This window comes from Mitsuaria sp. MSU3D, from assembly GCF_056867975.1.
Genome location: NZ_CP200314.1, coordinates 5,488,074 through 5,503,665, shown reverse-complemented (window position 1 = coordinate 5,503,665; position 15,592 = coordinate 5,488,074). Strand labels below are relative to the sequence as shown.

General features: G+C 65.7%; 14 protein-coding genes. 7 read left to right on the top strand and 7 right to left on the bottom strand.

All coding sequences use genetic code 11. From position 1 onward, the window contains the following. Window positions 1-13 precede the first annotated feature (13 nt). Both AC1VNM_RS24230 and AC1VNM_RS24225 read left to right on the top strand, forming a co-directional pair. Window positions 14-685, top strand: coding sequence for a dienelactone hydrolase family protein (locus tag AC1VNM_RS24230; RefSeq protein ID WP_483108607.1), 672 nt, complete (start codon window positions 14-16; stop codon window positions 683-685). A gap of 12 nt (window positions 686-697) precedes the next feature. After that, window positions 698-2,191 (top strand): M28 family peptidase, encoded by a 1,494-nt coding sequence (locus AC1VNM_RS24225; RefSeq protein WP_483108606.1) that lies wholly within the window; start codon window positions 698-700, stop codon window positions 2,189-2,191. Between the two features lie 131 nt (window positions 2,192-2,322). Here the strand turns inward: AC1VNM_RS24225 and AC1VNM_RS24220 are convergent, their stop codons facing one another. The 3 genes from AC1VNM_RS24220 to AC1VNM_RS24210 are packed head-to-tail and all read right to left on the bottom strand — an operon-like array spanning window position 2,323 to window position 4,908. Beyond that, window positions 2,323-3,009: a YciI family protein gene (locus AC1VNM_RS24220; RefSeq protein WP_483108605.1), complete on the bottom strand. Its 687-nt coding sequence runs from the start codon at window positions 3,007-3,009 to the stop codon at window positions 2,323-2,325. A gap of 60 nt (window positions 3,010-3,069) precedes the next feature. After that, window positions 3,070-3,513 carry a methylglyoxal synthase gene (locus AC1VNM_RS24215; RefSeq protein WP_377158226.1) on the bottom strand — a complete coding sequence of 148 codons (444 nt, stop codon included), beginning with the start codon at window positions 3,511-3,513 and terminating at the stop codon, window positions 3,070-3,072. Between the two features lie 36 nt (window positions 3,514-3,549). Beyond that, the gene (locus AC1VNM_RS24210; RefSeq protein ID WP_483108604.1) at window positions 3,550-4,908 is read right to left on the bottom strand and encodes a glycoside hydrolase family 18 protein; all 1,359 of its coding nucleotides are present in this window, start codon (window positions 4,906-4,908) and stop codon (window positions 3,550-3,552) included. A 221-nt stretch (window positions 4,909-5,129) separates the two neighbouring features. Here AC1VNM_RS24210 and AC1VNM_RS24205 point away from each other — a divergent pair, with 221 nt between their 5' ends. Beyond that, window positions 5,130-6,581, top strand: a complete 1,452-nt coding sequence (locus tag AC1VNM_RS24205; RefSeq protein WP_483108603.1) for a hypothetical protein — start codon at window positions 5,130-5,132, stop codon at window positions 6,579-6,581. Between the two features lie 176 nt (window positions 6,582-6,757). Here AC1VNM_RS24205 and AC1VNM_RS24200 read toward each other — a convergent pair whose 3' ends face one another. Genes AC1VNM_RS24200 through AC1VNM_RS24190 form a run of 3 tightly spaced genes read right to left on the bottom strand, consistent with a single transcriptional unit; the run spans window position 6,758 to window position 9,157 of the window. Beyond that, complete coding sequence (locus tag AC1VNM_RS24200) at window positions 6,758-7,498, bottom strand: hypothetical protein (RefSeq protein WP_483108602.1); 741 nt, start codon at window positions 7,496-7,498, stop codon at window positions 6,758-6,760. 4 nt (window positions 7,499-7,502) lie between these two features. Further along, a complete protein-coding gene (locus tag AC1VNM_RS24195) occupies window positions 7,503-8,270 on the bottom strand; it encodes a zinc metalloprotease (protein ID WP_483108601.1) in 768 nt (255 codons plus the stop codon). Then, the gene (locus AC1VNM_RS24190) at window positions 8,267-9,157 is read right to left on the bottom strand and encodes an EamA family transporter (RefSeq protein WP_483108600.1); all 891 of its coding nucleotides are present in this window, start codon (window positions 9,155-9,157) and stop codon (window positions 8,267-8,269) included. Before AC1VNM_RS24190 ends, AC1VNM_RS24195 begins: the two co-directional genes overlap by 4 nt. 354 nt (window positions 9,158-9,511) lie before the next feature. Here AC1VNM_RS24190 and AC1VNM_RS24185 point away from each other — a divergent pair, with 354 nt between their 5' ends. Next, a complete protein-coding gene (locus AC1VNM_RS24185) occupies window positions 9,512-9,712 on the top strand; it encodes a class IIb bacteriocin, lactobin A/cerein 7B family (protein WP_483108599.1) in 201 nt (66 codons plus the stop codon). 71 nt (window positions 9,713-9,783) lie between these two features. Continuing rightward, the gene (locus tag AC1VNM_RS24180; RefSeq protein ID WP_483108598.1) at window positions 9,784-10,071 is read left to right on the top strand and encodes a hypothetical protein; all 288 of its coding nucleotides are present in this window, start codon (window positions 9,784-9,786) and stop codon (window positions 10,069-10,071) included. A gap of 29 nt (window positions 10,072-10,100) precedes the next feature. Here AC1VNM_RS24180 and AC1VNM_RS24175 read toward each other — a convergent pair whose 3' ends face one another. After that, window positions 10,101-10,676 carry an Lrp/AsnC family transcriptional regulator gene (locus AC1VNM_RS24175; RefSeq protein WP_483108597.1) on the bottom strand — a complete coding sequence of 192 codons (576 nt, stop codon included), beginning with the start codon at window positions 10,674-10,676 and terminating at the stop codon, window positions 10,101-10,103. 240 nt (window positions 10,677-10,916) lie between these two features. On the opposite strand from AC1VNM_RS24175, the gene AC1VNM_RS24170 reads away from it, so the two are divergent. Together AC1VNM_RS24170 and AC1VNM_RS24165 are read left to right on the top strand one after the other, a co-directional pair. Next, a complete protein-coding gene (locus tag AC1VNM_RS24170; protein WP_483108596.1) occupies window positions 10,917-14,477 on the top strand; it encodes an indolepyruvate ferredoxin oxidoreductase family protein in 3,561 nt (1,186 codons plus the stop codon). Window positions 14,478-14,674: 197 nt separating this feature from the next. Continuing rightward, a complete protein-coding gene (locus AC1VNM_RS24165; protein WP_377161618.1) occupies window positions 14,675-15,589 on the top strand; it encodes a DUF2167 domain-containing protein in 915 nt (304 codons plus the stop codon). Window positions 15,590-15,592: the final 3 nt, after the last annotated feature.

Sequence of the window (15,592 nt, the reverse complement as noted above, 5' to 3'; positions counted from 1 at the left end):
CTGGGAGTTCCACATGGGACAGATGATCGACTACGAACGCCCCGACGGCGGCACCACCGCCGGCTACCTCGCCAGCGCCGGCGACGGCGCGCCGGGCATGATCCTCATCCAGGAATGGTGGGGCCTCAAACCCCACATCAAGGACATCGCCGAGCGCCTGGCCTCCGCCGGCATCACGACGCTGGCGCCCGACCTCTACCGCGGCCGCATCGCCGCCGACGCGGACGAGGCCAGCCACATGATGGACGGCCTGGACTTCGTCGACGCCACCACGCAGGACCTGCAGGGCGCGCTGACGCACCTGCGCGAGCACCTCGGCTGCGGCCAGGTCGGCGTCATGGGCTACTGCATGGGCGGCGCGCTGACCATCCTCGCGGGTGTCCACCTCAAGGACCTGCAGGCGGCGGTCTGCTACTACGGCATTCCGCCGGCCGAGTTCGCCGACCCGGCCAAGATCGAACCGCCCTTCCTCGGCCACTTCGCGACGCGCGACGACTGGTGCACGCCCGAGAAGGTCGACGCCCTGGAGGCCCGGATGAAGTCGGCTGGCAAGCATCCGACCATCCACCGCTACGTCGCGGACCACGCGTTCTCCAACAAGACCCGCCCCGAGGTCTACGACGAGGCCGCCGCCGAGCTGGCCTGGTCGCGCACCCTGGACTTCCTCAAGCAACACCTCGCCTGATCGACTGAGCCCATGACCCTCCATCGCCGCCGCCTGATCCCCACCGCCGCCGCTGTCTGGGCGCTGATCGCTGCTTCCGCCATCGCACAGACCACGCCGGCCTCGGGTCCGGCGTCGGCGACGGCGCGCGCCGCCTCGGAGACCGCGGCGCCGCCGCTGGATCCGCGCGTGGCGCCGCTGCTCGCGGACATCTCCGCCGAGCGCATCGAGCAGACCATCCGCAAGCTGGCCGCCTTCGGCACGCGCCACACGGCGTCGGACACGAAGAGCGACACGCGCGGCATCGGCGCCGCGCGGCGCTGGATCGAGCGCCAGCTGAAGGACTGCGGCGCGAAGGCCGGCGGCCGGCTGCAGGTCACGATGGACGCGTTCATCGAGCCGGCGGGCAATCGACTCTCGGCGCCGACGGAGTTGGTGAATGTCGTGGCCACGCTGCCCGGCGCGTCGGCGGGCACGCCGCGCGAGCGCATCCTCGTGGTGAGCGGACATTACGACTCGCGCAACAGCGACGTGATGGACGCGCAGGGCGAGGCGCCCGGCGCCAACGACGATGCCTCCGGCACGGCGGCCGTCATGGAGATGGCCTGCGCGGCGGCCAAGCAGCGCTTCGACGCGACGCTCGTGTTCATGGCGGTTCCGGGCGAGGAGCAGGGCCTGCTCGGCGCCCGGCACTGGGCCCGGCGCGCCCGCGCGCAAGGGCTGAACGTCGAAGGCATGATCACCAACGACATCGTCGGCAGCTCGCGCGGCGACAAGGGCGAGCACGACCCCAAGCGGCTGCGCCTGTTCGCCGACGGCTTCGATCCGCTGCTGCGCCTGCTGGTCAACGCGAACGCCAACAGCCCGGCCAACGAGGACGAGGTCAAGACCAACGCGGCGATCCGCGCGCAGCTGCAACCGCTGGCGGTGGCGGGCGGCGGCGAGGAACTGCCGACGCAGCAGTTCGGCCGCCACCTGAAGGCTGAGGGCGAGCGCTACCTGCCGGGCTTCCGCATCGACCTGATCCAGCGCCGCGACCGCTACCTGCGCGGCGGCGATCACCTGCCCTTCCTGGAGCGCGGCTACGCGGCGGTGCGCTTCTCCGAGCCCTTCGAGGATTTCCGCCACCAGCACCAGAACCTGCGCACCGAGAACGGCGTCGTCTACGGCGACCTGCCGGAGTTCGTGGACTTCGGCTACGTGGCCGACGTGGCGCGGGTCAACCTCGCGGGACTGGCGACGCTGGCCTGGGCGCCGTCGCCGGTGAAGGGCGCGCGCATCGACGCACGCGAGCTGACCAACGACACGACGCTGCTGTGGACCGCGAACGTCGATCCGGAACTGGCGGGTTACCGCGTCGTCTGGCGCCGCAGCGAATCGCAGGCGTGGGAGGGCGCGAAGGACGTCGGCAAGGTCACGACGGTCACGCTGCCGCTGTCCAAGGACAACCTGATCTTTGGCGTGCAGGCGGTGTCGACGTCAGGCCATGCGAGCCTGGCGAGTTATCCGTTGCCGCTGGCCCGCTAACCAGAGCCCGAACACCTCGGTGTCCTGGTCGGCGGGAGCCGGGGTGCCCCCGGGCGATTTAGCGGAGCCTGCGAGCGTATGAGCCCGGGGGTGCCCCGGCTCCCGCCGACCTGCTCGGTCCAACGCAGGACCTATCGCAGCACGCCCTTCCCCAGCCACTGCCCCCAGATCTTCATCGTCACGCGCTGATCGGAGAGTCCGGGGTATTCGGCCATGGTCTTGCGCAGCGCCGTCTCGTCGGTGCCGCGCGAGAAGACGACCTCGCCGATGGGCCCGTCCTCCAGCGAGTACCAGGCGCCGATGACGCCCTGGTCGAGCGCGCGTTGCAGGAAGATCGGGACCGCGTCCTTATCCTGCTCCTGCGCGCGGCTGAACAGCACGATGCGGTGCTCCTCGATGCCGTTGGGATCGATGCCGGTGTGGTTCAGCGCCTGGTGCACCGTGGCGGGCTGGGCGTTGACGACCATGTAGCCCTCACGGACGTACTGGTCGGGCTCGAAGTAGCTCAGCAGGATCTGCCGGTTGGGGGCCTTGACCACGACGATGCCGCGCTTCTGCTTCAAGGGGTCGCGCATCGGTCCGGCCGCGAAGAGCTTCTCGTCGGCGAAGAGCCGCTTGAAGTTCTCCAGGTGCCTGGCCTGCATCGCCGCGACGGCCGCCTTGTCGTCGGGGACCGGCTTGCCGGTCTCGAGGAAGATGAAAAAGTACTGCTCGGCTGCGATCATTGGCGGACGGGTCTGTGCGTGGGCCGGCAGCGCCGCAAATGCGGATAACGCGGGGAGAGCCGCCGCCGTGGCGATCAGGGAACGTCGTTGCATCGGAGTCTCCTTCTGTCGTTGACCGGGGCCAGCGTCGGACTCCGGCGTCGACAGATGACTCTACTCCCGGCCGCCGCCCGTGCCGAGCACCTGCAGCGAGCGCAGCATCAGCCGCCCGCTGGTGACGTTGGTGGCGCAGGCGACGTTGTGGACGTCGCAGGCGCGGACCAGCGCGTTGATGTCCGGTTCATGCGGCTGCGGCGTCATCGGGTCGCGCAGGAACACGACCGCGTCGACCAGCCCGACTGCCAGCCGCGCACCGATCTGCAGGTCGCCGCCGTGCGGCCCGGACAGCATCCGCTCGACCGTCAGGCCGACCTCGGCCGTCAGGCGCGAGCCGGTCGTGCCGGTCGCCACCAGGTCGCAGCCGCCGAGGAAGCCGGCGAACTCGGTGGCGAGCATCACCATCTCGTCCTTCTTGCCGTCGTGGGCGATCAAGGCGATGCGCAGGCGCGCGGGCGCGGCGGTCGTCGTCGCGGAATCAGGAGCGGTGGAGGCAGTCATGGCCGCGATCGTAGGCCCGGAGGAACGGCGCGCGAGTTACCGGCGCGGTTCTTTCTGCGTCGCCAGCGGCACGTTGCCGACGCCCCGGTTCATCGCGTTGAGCAGGTCGCCGTTGTCCTGGCTCAGTTCCCAGGCGAAGACGCCCGCCAGGCCCTGGTCGCGCACGAACTGACCCTTGGCGAGCACGGCACGCGGATCGTCGTAGCCCATCCAGAGCTTCTGCGCCGGATTGAAGAGCGACCACGACTGCGTCACCGGGTCCCAGACGGACTGGTAACCCGCGCGGCCCCTGCCCTTCGCATCGAGGATGCGGCCGGCGATCTCGCGATAGCCCTGCGCGCCCTCGCCGCCCGGGTACGCGCCGGTCTTCGTGGCGCCCGCTTTGGTCTCGCTCACGCCGGTGAAGCCGCGGCCGTACATCGCGACGCCGGCCACCAGCTTCGAGCGCGGCACGCCGGCCTTCTCCAGGTTGGCCACCGCGCGCTCCAGGCTGTCGTCCGCCTGCGGCGACGACGAGCGCAGCGTCGTGTGATGCCCCGCCACCGGCGACCACATGCCGTAGAAGTCGTAAGTCATCATGAAGACGAGATCGAGCGGCTTGGACGCGTCCTTGAAGTTGATCTTGCCGACGATCGAGTCCATCGGATTCACGGCCGTGGTCAGCAGGTAGGGACGGCCCGTCTCCGCGGTCAGCGCATCCAGCGCCTTGCGCAGGTCGGTCATCAGTTCCGCGTAGGACTGGCCGTCCTGCGGACTGCCGAGCTGCACGCCGTTGGCCGCGCCGTTGTTGCCGGGATGCTCCCAGTCGATGTCGATGCCGTCGAAGGCCGGATGATCGCGGAGGAACTGCTGCGCCGAGGCCGCGAACACCGCGCGCTTCGCCGGATCGCCGACCAGGTGGAAGATCGGATCCGACCCGCCCCAGCCGCCCACCGAGGCGACGATCTTCAGATGCGGCGCGCGCTGCTTGTAGCGTTGGAATGCGTCGTTGAAACGCGTGTCGATCGGGCCGGTGCCGATCTCGAAATCCTTCTTGCCGACGCACTTGGCGGCGTCCTTCTCCAGCTGGCCCGGGCCGCACAGGCGCAGGAAGGCGTAGAGCACGTGGGTCAGGTTCTGCGGCGGCACGCGCTCGATCAGCTCGACCGGCTCCCAGTTGGGCACGTAGATGCCGACGATCTTTCCGCCGGTGCGTTCAAACTCGACCGGCTTGGCGCCGAAGAGCGCGTATCCGGGGGCCTGCGCATGGGCCTCCAACTTCGCCGCGGCCTTGGCGCCGGGCTTGACCTCGGCCGCCGGTGTTGCGGCCATCGCGGCCGAGGCGGCGATAGCACCCAGCGCGGCGATCGCAGCGGTCAACGGGGTCGGAATGCAGGACAGGACTCGAGCAGACATGCGGGGCCTCCAATGGACGCCACAGCTTAGCGGATCGAGCCGAAAATTAACACCAGTCAAATACCAATTCCAACTCCAGTCAAGCGTGCGGAAGACGATGCTCGGCCTTCGGACGAGAGCTTGCGGTCTTCGGGGTTTGCAAGGAGGCTTCAGGGTCTCTTCTCTGGCAACATTCCGGCGCCGACAATAATCATTCAATCAGGTACGCCAAGGGAGGATGTATGGCAACCGCTATCGAGATTCGGATCCCAAATCGCTTTGAATCCTTGCAAGAGACATTTGGGCAGGAACTGCGTCCGCTAATTGTGCCTATCGACAACGATCTTCAGGCGCTAAATGCGTTGCGTGATCGGGCGAAAATACAGAATGGTGGATTGCTCTGCTTTATCCTAGGCAGAACGGGAATTGGGAAAACCACCTCCATTCATTCCGCCGCAGTTCACATGCCAGATGCGTTTGCACCAGTCGTGCGAGTGCCAACAGAAATCGCTTTTCGTGACGTACTTACCTGGCTGACAAACAATCTGCCCCCGCCTTCATTAGACAAGGCCACGCTGGTCTTGTTCGACGGGCGAGAATTATCAGACGACGTCGTAGGAATAAGGCAACTCCTATCATCATTGAATCAACTGCTTCGTCGCCGACAGGATGTCTTATTTTGCTGGCCGACCACGGACCAGGATTGGCACAAGCAATTGAGAAAAATTGCCGAAACTATCGGTGGTGCAAATTTTGCGCCACCGGAGTCTGACCTTCTAATTTCCGGACCTCCGGCAGGCGAATGGCCCACGGTTCTTTCCCGAGTCTTGTTGCAATTTGGAAAGACATTTGATGACGTAGGTCTCGCTGCGGATATTGTCGGCAACTATTGCAACCAGTCCGCAACGATAGGTGATTTCTTAACGAAGGTTGGCTCGGTAATCGCCGAACGTATAACAAAAACGCGAATTACCAAACACCTTCCTCAGTTAGTGTTTGTCATTACATCTAGTGGGGATGTCGTCGGCGAGGCTAACAGAATTAGGCGAGCTGGAACGCAAGCTCTGGCCCCAGAGCCGCTGCTTGGATACTCTCCTCGATCAGAAGCAGGAAAGTGGTGGAGTGCTAGAAACACAAATTCAGACCATCATCTTGGCTACATTATTTCGCTATTCGACGCCCGACTGGTGACGATGACTGCGAGTGCCATGGTGTACTCGTGTTTGCATTCCAATGATCCATCGTTGGTAGATGTCGCCACAGCGCAGGGTGCGCGAGGAGATCGAGGAAACGCAAAAAGAATCATCGAGGCTTCAGAACTCCTACGCTTCTTGAAGGGGGAGCAAATTCCAGAATTCACCACTGGAAAGAAGGGCGGCCATCAAAAGTCCACCGCAGACGCGTACGCAGCAATCCAAGCGCTATCAGCAAAGAAGCACAAGAGCATTAATCAGGCGCTTTGCAGACTTACCAAGTCTCACCTGCCGGATATGGACTATGATGACTCTAAAGATTTTGAAGTGGCTCACGGCGGAAACCTGATAACCGATGCAATTATCAAATACGCACAACGCCCCTATTCGTTAGAGTTTCATCACATTAGTGAAGCGCAATGCGGTGCGGCGGGCATGGCGTCGTACATCATGGACAAGCTTCGCACATATGCTTGGCATCATCAGCTCATTCCCCGCTGACGCGACTCCCGACTTGATGGTCCGCGATCAAATAATGCGGTCCACGTCGAAGACCAAACGGGCATTTTTGGAATTACCAAAAATACTCTGAAGCAGAGAAAATCCGCGAATCCGCGAATCCGCGAATCCGCGAATTCGCAGTTCGAGAGCGCGCGCTCGATTCAGTGCTCAAACACTCACGGCGCGACGTCGACCCGAAGCTGCAGCTCGCGGAGCTTCTGCACCTCCGCGTCCCGCGTGCTGTAGGTGTTGCGGTTGGCGCTCGCCGTCACGCTGCCCGTGCGCGCGATCGTGACCCAGATGCCCAGCGGCGCCTGCACGGTGCTGAGGACGTCGGTGCTCGGGCGCTGCTGACCGTCAGGGAGCGAGGTACCGTAAGCGCCGCCCTGCGGCGTCTGCGCCTGGTCCGATGCACGGACTTCGACGTCCACCGGACTGCGACCGCCCGGCCATTTCGGCCGGACGACGATGCCGCGCACGCGCTCGGCCATGCCCTGCCGCGGCACGACGACCACGCGGTCGCGCTCGCCTTGCTGGCGATCCATCGCCACGTCGACCCACTGGATCGGCGTCGATTCGGTCATCGTGAACGAGGCCTGCGAACCGTTGAGCACCAGCAGGCGCGGGAACAGCTGCTGGCGTTGCTCGCGGTTCTCGGTGGAGAGCGCCACACCGCCGCGCGCCGACACGCTGCCGCCGGTACTGACCACGGTGCTGCCGTCGCGGATGCCGGCCACGGTGGACCCGCTGAGCTCGGATTCGACCCAGCGCATCTCGACCTGCAGGTTCTGCTTCGGGCCTTGCGCATAGCCCGGCGTCATCACTGAGGCGCCGACGCCGAGCACGGCGGCGGCAAGAACGGCGAGGCGGCGATTCGAGTTCATCGCATCAGCATACGCCGCGACGACGTCAATCACGACGTCACTTGTTGAGCGCTCTGCAGCGGTCGATGTCGCAGGCCGTGGGCAGCATCGAGCGGTATTCGACGACGCTGCCCCAGCTCTTCGGATCGCGCAGCGCGCAGCGTTCGCCCTTGCCGTTGTCGTAGTAGGACATCGTGTCGACGCAGCGCTTCGAATGCGCCATCAGGCCGAGGAAGTGCCCCATCTCATGCGAGAGCACCATCTGCAGCGTCTGGTCCGCCGGGTGCTTGGGGTTGCGCTCGCGCAGCAGCGCGAACAGGCCGGGACCGATCGACAGGCTGCGCGCCGTCACGTTGGCGAGGGCGAACTGGCCGCGGCTACCGACGTCGCTCCAGAGGATCTGGATGGCGTCTTCCGGCGGCACCTGGCCGCTGGGCACGGCGATGACGGCGAGCTTCAGCCCGCAGGCGGACCAGGCCTCGGCGGAGCGCTTCACCAGCGCCATCACCTGCGGTTCGCTGAACCAGGGCGGCGCGTTGTCGTGGCGATAGGCGAAGCGCAACGAGCGCGTCGCGATCGCGCGATCGCGGCCATCGCCCCAGGTCCGCACCTCGCCGGGCAGGCATTGGGCGATCTCCTCGTCGCGCACGGAGGGAATCGTCGTTGGCGCCTTGCCCTTCTCGGACGGGACGAACTGAGCGTTCGCGCCACGCGGCGTGAGCGCACCGAGCAGGGCCAGGGCCAGGGCGGCCAAGGCGCTGGCAAGCCGGCGATGCGCGCGCGCGCCGAGGCGCCTGTCGATGCTCACGCCGGTGCCCATGCTCATGCCTTCGCGGTCCGCAGCACGCCGCGCACATGCGGCCACAGCAGATTGATCGCGAGCCCGCTGATGACCAGCGCCGCAGCGATCAGCTTCCACGCCGGCAGGCCTTCGCCCAGCAGCAGCGCGGAGCAGCTCATGCCGAACACGGGCACCAGCAAGGCCATCGGGACGATGGTCGCGGCGGGGTGGCGCGACAGGAGGAAGCTCCACGCGCCGTAGCCGAAGAGCGTGTTGCCGACCGACTGCCAGAGCACGGCGCCCCACGCGCCGACGCTCGCGTTCTGGATCGCCTCACCCATCTGTGCGGGACCTTCGACGATGAAGGACAGGACGAACAGCGCGGGCGCGGCGAAGGCGCTGCTCCAGACGACGTAGGCCAGCATGTTCACGGCGCCGGCGCGCTTGCCGACGATGTTGCCGCTGGACCAGCAGAGCGCGGCGAGCAGCACCATCGCCAGACCCAGCACCGTCGTCGTGCCGTCGGTGTGCGAGGCGATGACGCCGATGCCGGCCGCGGCCATGACCAGGGCGAGCCACTGGAAGCCCTGGACGCGTTCGCCGCTCATCTTCATGGCGAGCAGCAGCGTGAAGAAGACCTGCGTCTGGATGACGAGCGACGCGAGCCCCGGCGAGATCTGCGAACGCATCGCCAAGTAGAGCAGCGCGAACTGTCCGACGCCGACCAAGGCGCCGTAGGCGGCGAGGTTGCGCCAGCCGACCTTCGGCCGCGGCAGCAGGAGCATCGCGGGCAGCGCGGCGAAGGTGAAGCGCAGCGCCGCGAACAGCAGCGGCGGGAACGCGTTCAGGCCCCAGCGGATCACGACGAAGTTGCTTCCCCAGATGGCGACCACGGACAGCGCGAGCAGGAAATGTCGGAGCGGTAGCGTCATGGCGGCCGGGTGAGCGAGGGGGGACTGTCGACTATGCCTGTTGGGGTCTGCGCCGACCCGGTACAGGCGATTGGGAGTGCGACCGGTACAGCGGAGGGCGCATTGCGTCACTGCGGCACATCACAGAAAAGAACCAAGCCAACGAATCCCTTGATTCAGTTAGTTAGTTCTTGTTATTTTCCGACAGTTATCAATAGTCAAACCACCCTCCTCAGCCCACCTATTTTCATGATGGAACTTCTACCAATTAAAACATCCCTTCGCCCCATTTAATGTCGGACCGTGCCTCGTCATTTGCGGGCGGGCTGCCCTCGATCGCTGGGATAGCGACCTTTGAAAACTTGAAGGATGAAAATGGAAGAGCTCCAACCACACGAACTCGAACAGGTCAGCGGCGGAATCGCCTTTTTGGCCCCTTTGGCAATCGCACTCGCGGACACGGGAGGCTGGAGCGCACTCGCCATGGCGGGAGGCGCGGGTTTCAAGTTCGGCGAGATGCTTTCCGACATGTCCAATCATCAAGGTGAGGACCTGACGAACTACAACTTGTTCTGATCGACTTTCACGGTGTCGACACTGCGAGGAAGGGACGCCTTCCTCATGCCACATGAGATGAAACCTCCATCATGGACAACATTTTTCGGGTCGTCTGTCTGTGCCTCAGCGTCATCATGTTTGCGTTGGCATGGCGCTCATTTTCGGATCACCGCATTGCCATGGGTTTGATAGAGATGTCGGCTTGCGCTGGTGGGATTTCCGCGTCAAACCTGTCGAATCCATCCCGCAAGATCCAACTCAAGGCATTTATATTGGGACGCGAGAGATTCCAGATCAGCGCGATCGGAGCAGCGATGGATTTTCTTTCCATCTTCCTTTTCATCAGTGCGCTATTCGCTGGTTGGTTTGAACTCTGACCGTTGAAATGCAGGGAGAGTCTGTCTTCTCATCCTTTGGGTCGCAGGTGTCCCAGCGGCAACGCGCCGCCCGCCTTCACCTCCCCCAGCGAAAAGCTCGTGTGGATGTCCTTCACGTTCGGCAGGTTCAGCAGCGTGTCGATCGAGAACCGGCTGAACGCATCGAGGTCGGTGGCCATCACCTCCAGCTCGAAGGTCCCGGCGCCGCTGATGTAGTGGCAGGCGATCACCTCCGGCAGTTGCCGGATCGCCTCTTCCAGCTGCTTGGTCGCCGCGCCGTTGTTGCGGTCCGCGTCCACGCGCACGAACGCCAGCACGCCCAGGCCAAGGCGGCGACGGTCGATCTCGGCGCGGTAGCCGGTGATGAAGCCCTGCTCCTCCAGCCACCGCACCCGCCGCCAGGTCGGCGCCGGCGACAGGCCGATCCGCGTCGCCAGCTCGGCGTTGGACAAGCGCGCCTCGCGCTGCAGCTCACCCAGGATGGCCACGTGATACCGGTCGAGTTCGCCGCTTGCCGGAGCACCGGATCCGCCCGCGTCCTCTCCCCGATCGGCGCTCCGGTCGACCCCCTCGTCGACGCCCGCGGAACCCGCCGTCGCCCTCATGGTTTTCCCTGAGGCGCCATTTTTCGATGCCATTTGAATTCCTTTCGCCATTCCGGGAAAGATTCTTGCTCAAACGACCGCCGCCGGCGCGGAACTAGCAAACACTCGCCGGGCATTGTTTCCTACACTGTTCTCTGCGTTTTCCGCGCGCCGCCATACTCGGCGCGACGGCAGCCAAGGCACACGGCCTCGCCACAAGCGGGGACCGGAGGTCAGCCACCTATCAGGAGACTCCCCCGCATGAACGCCCCCTTGCCCGAACACATCCTGCGCGCCCTCGAGAAGGTCACGCTGGATGACAAGTACGCACTCGACGAGGGCCGCGCCTTCATGAGCGGCGTCCAGGCGCTGGTCCGCCTGCCGATGCTGCAACGCACCCGCGACGCCATCGCCGGCCTCAACACCGCCGGCTTCATCTCCGGCTACCGCGGCTCCCCGCTGGGCGGCTACGACCAGGCCCTGATGGCCGCGAAGAAGCACCTCGCCAAGCAGCACATCGTCTTCCAGCCGGGCGTCAACGAGGAACTCGGCGCCACCGCCGTCTGGGGCACCCAGCAGCTCGCGCTCTTCCCGGAGAAGGCGAAGTTCGACGGCGTCTTCGGCATGTGGTACGGCAAGGGCCCCGGCGTGGACCGCTCCATCGACGTGTTCAAGCACGCCAACATGGCCGGCACGTCGAAGTACGGCGGCGTGATCGCCATCGCCGCGGACGACCACATCGCCAAGAGCTCCACCGCCGCCCACCAGAGCGACCACGTCTTCAAGGCCGTCGGCTTCCCGGTGTTCTTCCCGAGCAGCGTCCAGGAGATCCTGGACATGGGCCTGCACGCCTTCGCGATGAGCCGTTTCTCCGGCCTGTGGTCGGGCATGAAGACGATCCAGGAGATCGTCGAATCGTCCAGCAGCGTCAGCGTCGATCCCGACCGCGTCGAGATCCTGATGCCCGAGGACTTCCAGATGCCCCCGGGCGGCCTGCACATCCGCTGGCCCGATCCGCCGCTCGATCAAGAGGCGCGGATGATGGACCACAAGTGGTACGCCGCCCTCGCCTACGTCCGCGCTAACAAGCTCAACCACAACGTCATCGCCACGCCGCATGACCGCATCGGCCTGATCGCCTCCGGCAAGGCCTGGAACGACACCCGCCAGGCGCTGCACGACCTGGGCCTGGACGACGACAGCTGCCGCCGCCTGGGCATCCGGCTACACAAGGTCAACGTCGTGTGGCCGCTGGAAGCGACCATCACCCGCGACTTCGCCACGGGGCTGCAGGAGATCCTCGTCATCGAGGAGAAGCGCCAGATGATCGAGTACCAGCTCAAGGAAGAGCTGTACAACTGGCGTCCGGACGTCCGCCCGAACGTGCTCGGCAAGTTCGACGAGACCGACGGCGACCGCAGCGGCGGCGAGTGGAGCCACCCGAACCCGAGCAGCAACTGGCTGCTGCGCCCGCAGGCCGACCTGACGCCGGCCATCATCGCCCGCGCCATCGCCAAGCGGCTGAAGAAGCTGGGTGTCGACGCCGACACCGCCGCGCGCCTGGACGCCCGCATGGCGCTGATCGACGCCAAGGAGCAGTCGCTCAAGAGCGAAGAGAAGACCGCCGGCGGCGCCGACCGCACGCCGTGGTTCTGCTCCGGCTGCCCGCACAACACGAGCACGCGCGTGCCGGACGGCTCGCGCGCCGTGGGCGGCATCGGCTGCCACTACATGGTCACCTGGATGCCGGGCCGCAACACCGCGACCTTCACCCAGATGGGCGGCGAAGGCGTGCCCTGGGTCGGCCAGGCGCCGTTCACCGACGAGAAGCACATCTTCAGCAACCTCGGCGACGGCACCTACTTCCACAGCGGCATCCTGGCGATCCGCCAGTCCATCGCCGCGGGCGTGAACATCACCTACAAGGTGCTGTACAACGACGCGGTCGCGATGACCGGCGGCCAGCAGGTCGGCGAGCGCCCCGAGGGCCACAGCGTCACGCAGATCATGAACAGCCTGGTCAGCGAAGGCGTGGCCAAGCTGATCATCGTCACCGACGAACCCGAGAAGTACGACGGCAAGCCGCTGGCGCCCGGCGTGACGGTCCATCACCGCGACGAGCTGGACGCGCTGCAGCGCCAGTTCCGCGAGATCCCCGGCACCACGGTCATCATCTACGACCAGACCTGCGCGACCGAGAAGCGCCGCCGCCGCAAGCGCGGCAAGCTGGTCGATCCGGCCAAGCGCACCGTCATCAACGAGTTGGTCTGCGAAGGCTGCGGCGACTGCTCGGTGCAGTCGAACTGCCTGTCGGTCGAGCCGCTGGAGACCGAGTTCGGTCGCAAGCGCCAGATCAACCAGAACACCTGCAACAAGGACTTCTCCTGCGTGAAGGGCTTCTGCCCGAGCTTCGTCACCATCGAAGGCGGCGAGCTCAAGAAGCCCAAGAAGGACAAGCGCGTCAGCCCGTTCGACGCGTCGCTGCCGGTCATCCCGCAGCCGACGATCCCGAACGCGGTCGAGGCCTGGGGCATCGTCGTGGCCGGCGTCGGCGGTACCGGCGTGATCACGATCGGCCAGTTGCTCGGCATGGCCGCGCATCTGGAAGGCAAGGGCGTCATCACGCAGGACGCGGCCGGCCTCGCCCAGAAGGGCGGCGCGACCTGGAGCCACATCCAGATCGCCAACACGCCGGACGCGATCCACTGCACCAAGGTCGGCACCGCGGAGGCGGATCTGGTCATCGCCTGCGATTCCATCGTCGCCGCCAACAAGACGACGCTGGCCGTGATGCGCGAAGGCCGCAGCTTCGTCGCGCTGAACACGCACGGCTCGCCGACCGCGACGCTGGTCAACGACGCCAACTGGTCCTTCCCCGGCGCCGCCTGCGAGGCCGCCGTGCAGAAGGCGGTCGGCGCCTCGCACCTGGGCATGTTCGACGCGGAAGAGGTCGCGGTGAAGCTGCTGGGCGATTCGCTCTACACCAACCCGCTGATGCTGGGCTTCGCGTGGCAGAAGGGCCGCGTGCCGCTGAGCCTCGCCGCGCTGATGCGCGCGATCGAGCTCAACGGCGTGCAGGTCGACAACAACAAGGCCGCCTTCGAATGGGGCCGTCGCTGCGCGCATGACCTGGCCGCGGTGCAGTCGCTGTTCGCCGCGCAGCAGGTCATCAACTTCGTCAAGCGCCAGGGCGTGGACGAGCTGATCGCCAAGCGCGTCGAGTTCCTGACCGACTACCAGAACGCCGCCTACGCCGAGCAGTACCGCGCCTTCGTCGAGAAGGTCCGCCAGGCCGAGGCGCCGGTGGGCGGCACGCGCCTGACGGAGGCCGTCGCGCGCTACCTGTTCAAGCTGATGGCCTACAAGGACGAATACGAGGTCGCCCGCCTGCACACCGACACGAAGTTCCTCGACAAGATCAAGGGCCAGTTCGAAGGCGACTTCAAGGTCGTGCATCACCTGGCACCGCCGATGCTCGCCAAGAAGGACGACCACGGTCATCTGCAGAAGCGCCCCTTCGGCGGCTGGGTGCGTCCGGCGATGGGCGTGCTGGCCAGGCTGAAGGGCCTGCGCGGCACCGCCTTCGATCCGTTCGGCTACACCGAGGAACGCAAGACGGAACGCCAGCTGATCGCCGACTACCGCGCGACCATCGAATCGATCCTGGCGAAGGGCCTCAGCACCGAGCGCCTGTCGACGGCGGTCGAGTTGGCCCGCATTCCGGAAGACATCCGCGGCTATGGTCACGTCAAGGAGCGCCATCTGAAGGCGGCGCGCCTGAAGTGGGACCAGCTGCAGAAGCAGTGGCAAGAAGTGGCCTGATCGGATCCATTTCCCGTCCGCGATACGGCCCGCCCCGGGATGCCTGGGGCGGGCCGTATGTCTTTCGTCACTCAACAAGTTTTTTGACGCCCCCCGATGGGGGAAGTGCGGCTTTCCCGATGACTCGGATCGATAGACTCGCACCCTTCGGCCCGCCAGAGGCCAGGTTCGACACACCATTTCGAGGGAAATCCATGATCGCCACCCCCTTCGCCCGCTCGCTGCGGACCTTCGTCGGCGCACTTGCCGGCGCGATGTTCATCGCGGCCGCGCCCGCCTCGGCGCAGACCGGCGAGAACGAGTTCGCCAAGGTCCTCACCGCTGCCCAGAACGACATCGTCAAGGGGCCGCAGGACGTGAAGTTGTCCAGCCAGGCGGTGCTGCATCTGCCCGAAGGCAAGGTCTACATCCCGCAACCGCATGCGGCCAAGCTGATGCGCGCGATGGGCAACCCGGGCGACTACGGCGACCTGGAAGGCGTGGTGTTCCCGCGCGGCGACGCCGACTGGTTCGCGACGCTGCGTTTTGAGAAGTCCGGCTACATCAAGGACGACGACGCCAAGCACTGGGATGCGGCGGACATGCTGAAGAGCTTCAAGGAAGGCACGGAGGCCGCCAACGAGGAGCGCAAGAAGATGGGCGTGCGCGGGCTGGAGATCACCGGCTGGGCGCAGGAGCCGACCTACGCGGCGGACTCGCACCGTCTGGTCTGGGCGATGAAGTCGCGCGAGGTCGGCGCGCAGGCCAACGAGCCGCAGGGCGTCAACTACAACACCTACGCGCTGGGCCGCGAGGGCTACATGAGCCTGAACCTGGTCACGGGCCTGGACGATCTGCCGAAGTACAAGGGCGACGCGCAGCAGTTGCTGGGCGCGCTCGAGTTCAACGACGGCAAGCGCTACGCCGACTTCAACAGCAGCACCGACAAGGTCGCCGAGTACGGCCTGGCCGCGCTGGTGCTGGGCGTCGGCGCGAAGAAGCTGGGTCTGCTGGCGGTGATCGGGGCGTTCTTCCTGAAGTTCGCCAAGATCATCATCCTGGCGGTGGTCGGCTTCGGCGGCGCGATCATGAAGCTGTTCGGCCGCAAGAAGAGCGAGTCCGCGGAGTCCTGAGCC

Coding starts and splice junctions, on each gene's coding strand:
- AC1VNM_RS24215 (WP_377158226.1), bottom strand. CDS start 3,513: ATGACTGCCTCCACCGCTCCTGATTCCGCGACGACGACCGCCGCGCCC.
- AC1VNM_RS24230 (WP_483108607.1), top strand. CDS start 14: ATGGGACAGATGATCGACTACGAACGCCCCGACGGCGGCACCACCGCC.
- AC1VNM_RS24185 (WP_483108599.1), top strand. CDS start 9,512: ATGGAAGAGCTCCAACCACACGAACTCGAACAGGTCAGCGGCGGAATC.
- AC1VNM_RS24180 (WP_483108598.1), top strand. CDS start 9,784: ATGGACAACATTTTTCGGGTCGTCTGTCTGTGCCTCAGCGTCATCATG.
- AC1VNM_RS24195 (WP_483108601.1), bottom strand. CDS start 8,270: ATGAGCATGGGCACCGGCGTGAGCATCGACAGGCGCCTCGGCGCGCGC.
- AC1VNM_RS24175 (WP_483108597.1), bottom strand. CDS start 10,676: ATGAGGGCGACGGCGGGTTCCGCGGGCGTCGACGAGGGGGTCGACCGG.
- AC1VNM_RS24190 (WP_483108600.1), bottom strand. CDS start 9,157: ATGACGCTACCGCTCCGACATTTCCTGCTCGCGCTGTCCGTGGTCGCC.
- AC1VNM_RS24220 (WP_483108605.1), bottom strand. CDS start 3,009: ATGCAACGACGTTCCCTGATCGCCACGGCGGCGGCTCTCCCCGCGTTA.
- AC1VNM_RS24205 (WP_483108603.1), top strand. CDS start 5,130: ATGGCAACCGCTATCGAGATTCGGATCCCAAATCGCTTTGAATCCTTG.
- AC1VNM_RS24225 (WP_483108606.1), top strand. CDS start 698: ATGACCCTCCATCGCCGCCGCCTGATCCCCACCGCCGCCGCTGTCTGG.
- AC1VNM_RS24170 (WP_483108596.1), top strand. CDS start 10,917: ATGAACGCCCCCTTGCCCGAACACATCCTGCGCGCCCTCGAGAAGGTC.
- AC1VNM_RS24210 (WP_483108604.1), bottom strand. CDS start 4,908: ATGTCTGCTCGAGTCCTGTCCTGCATTCCGACCCCGTTGACCGCTGCG.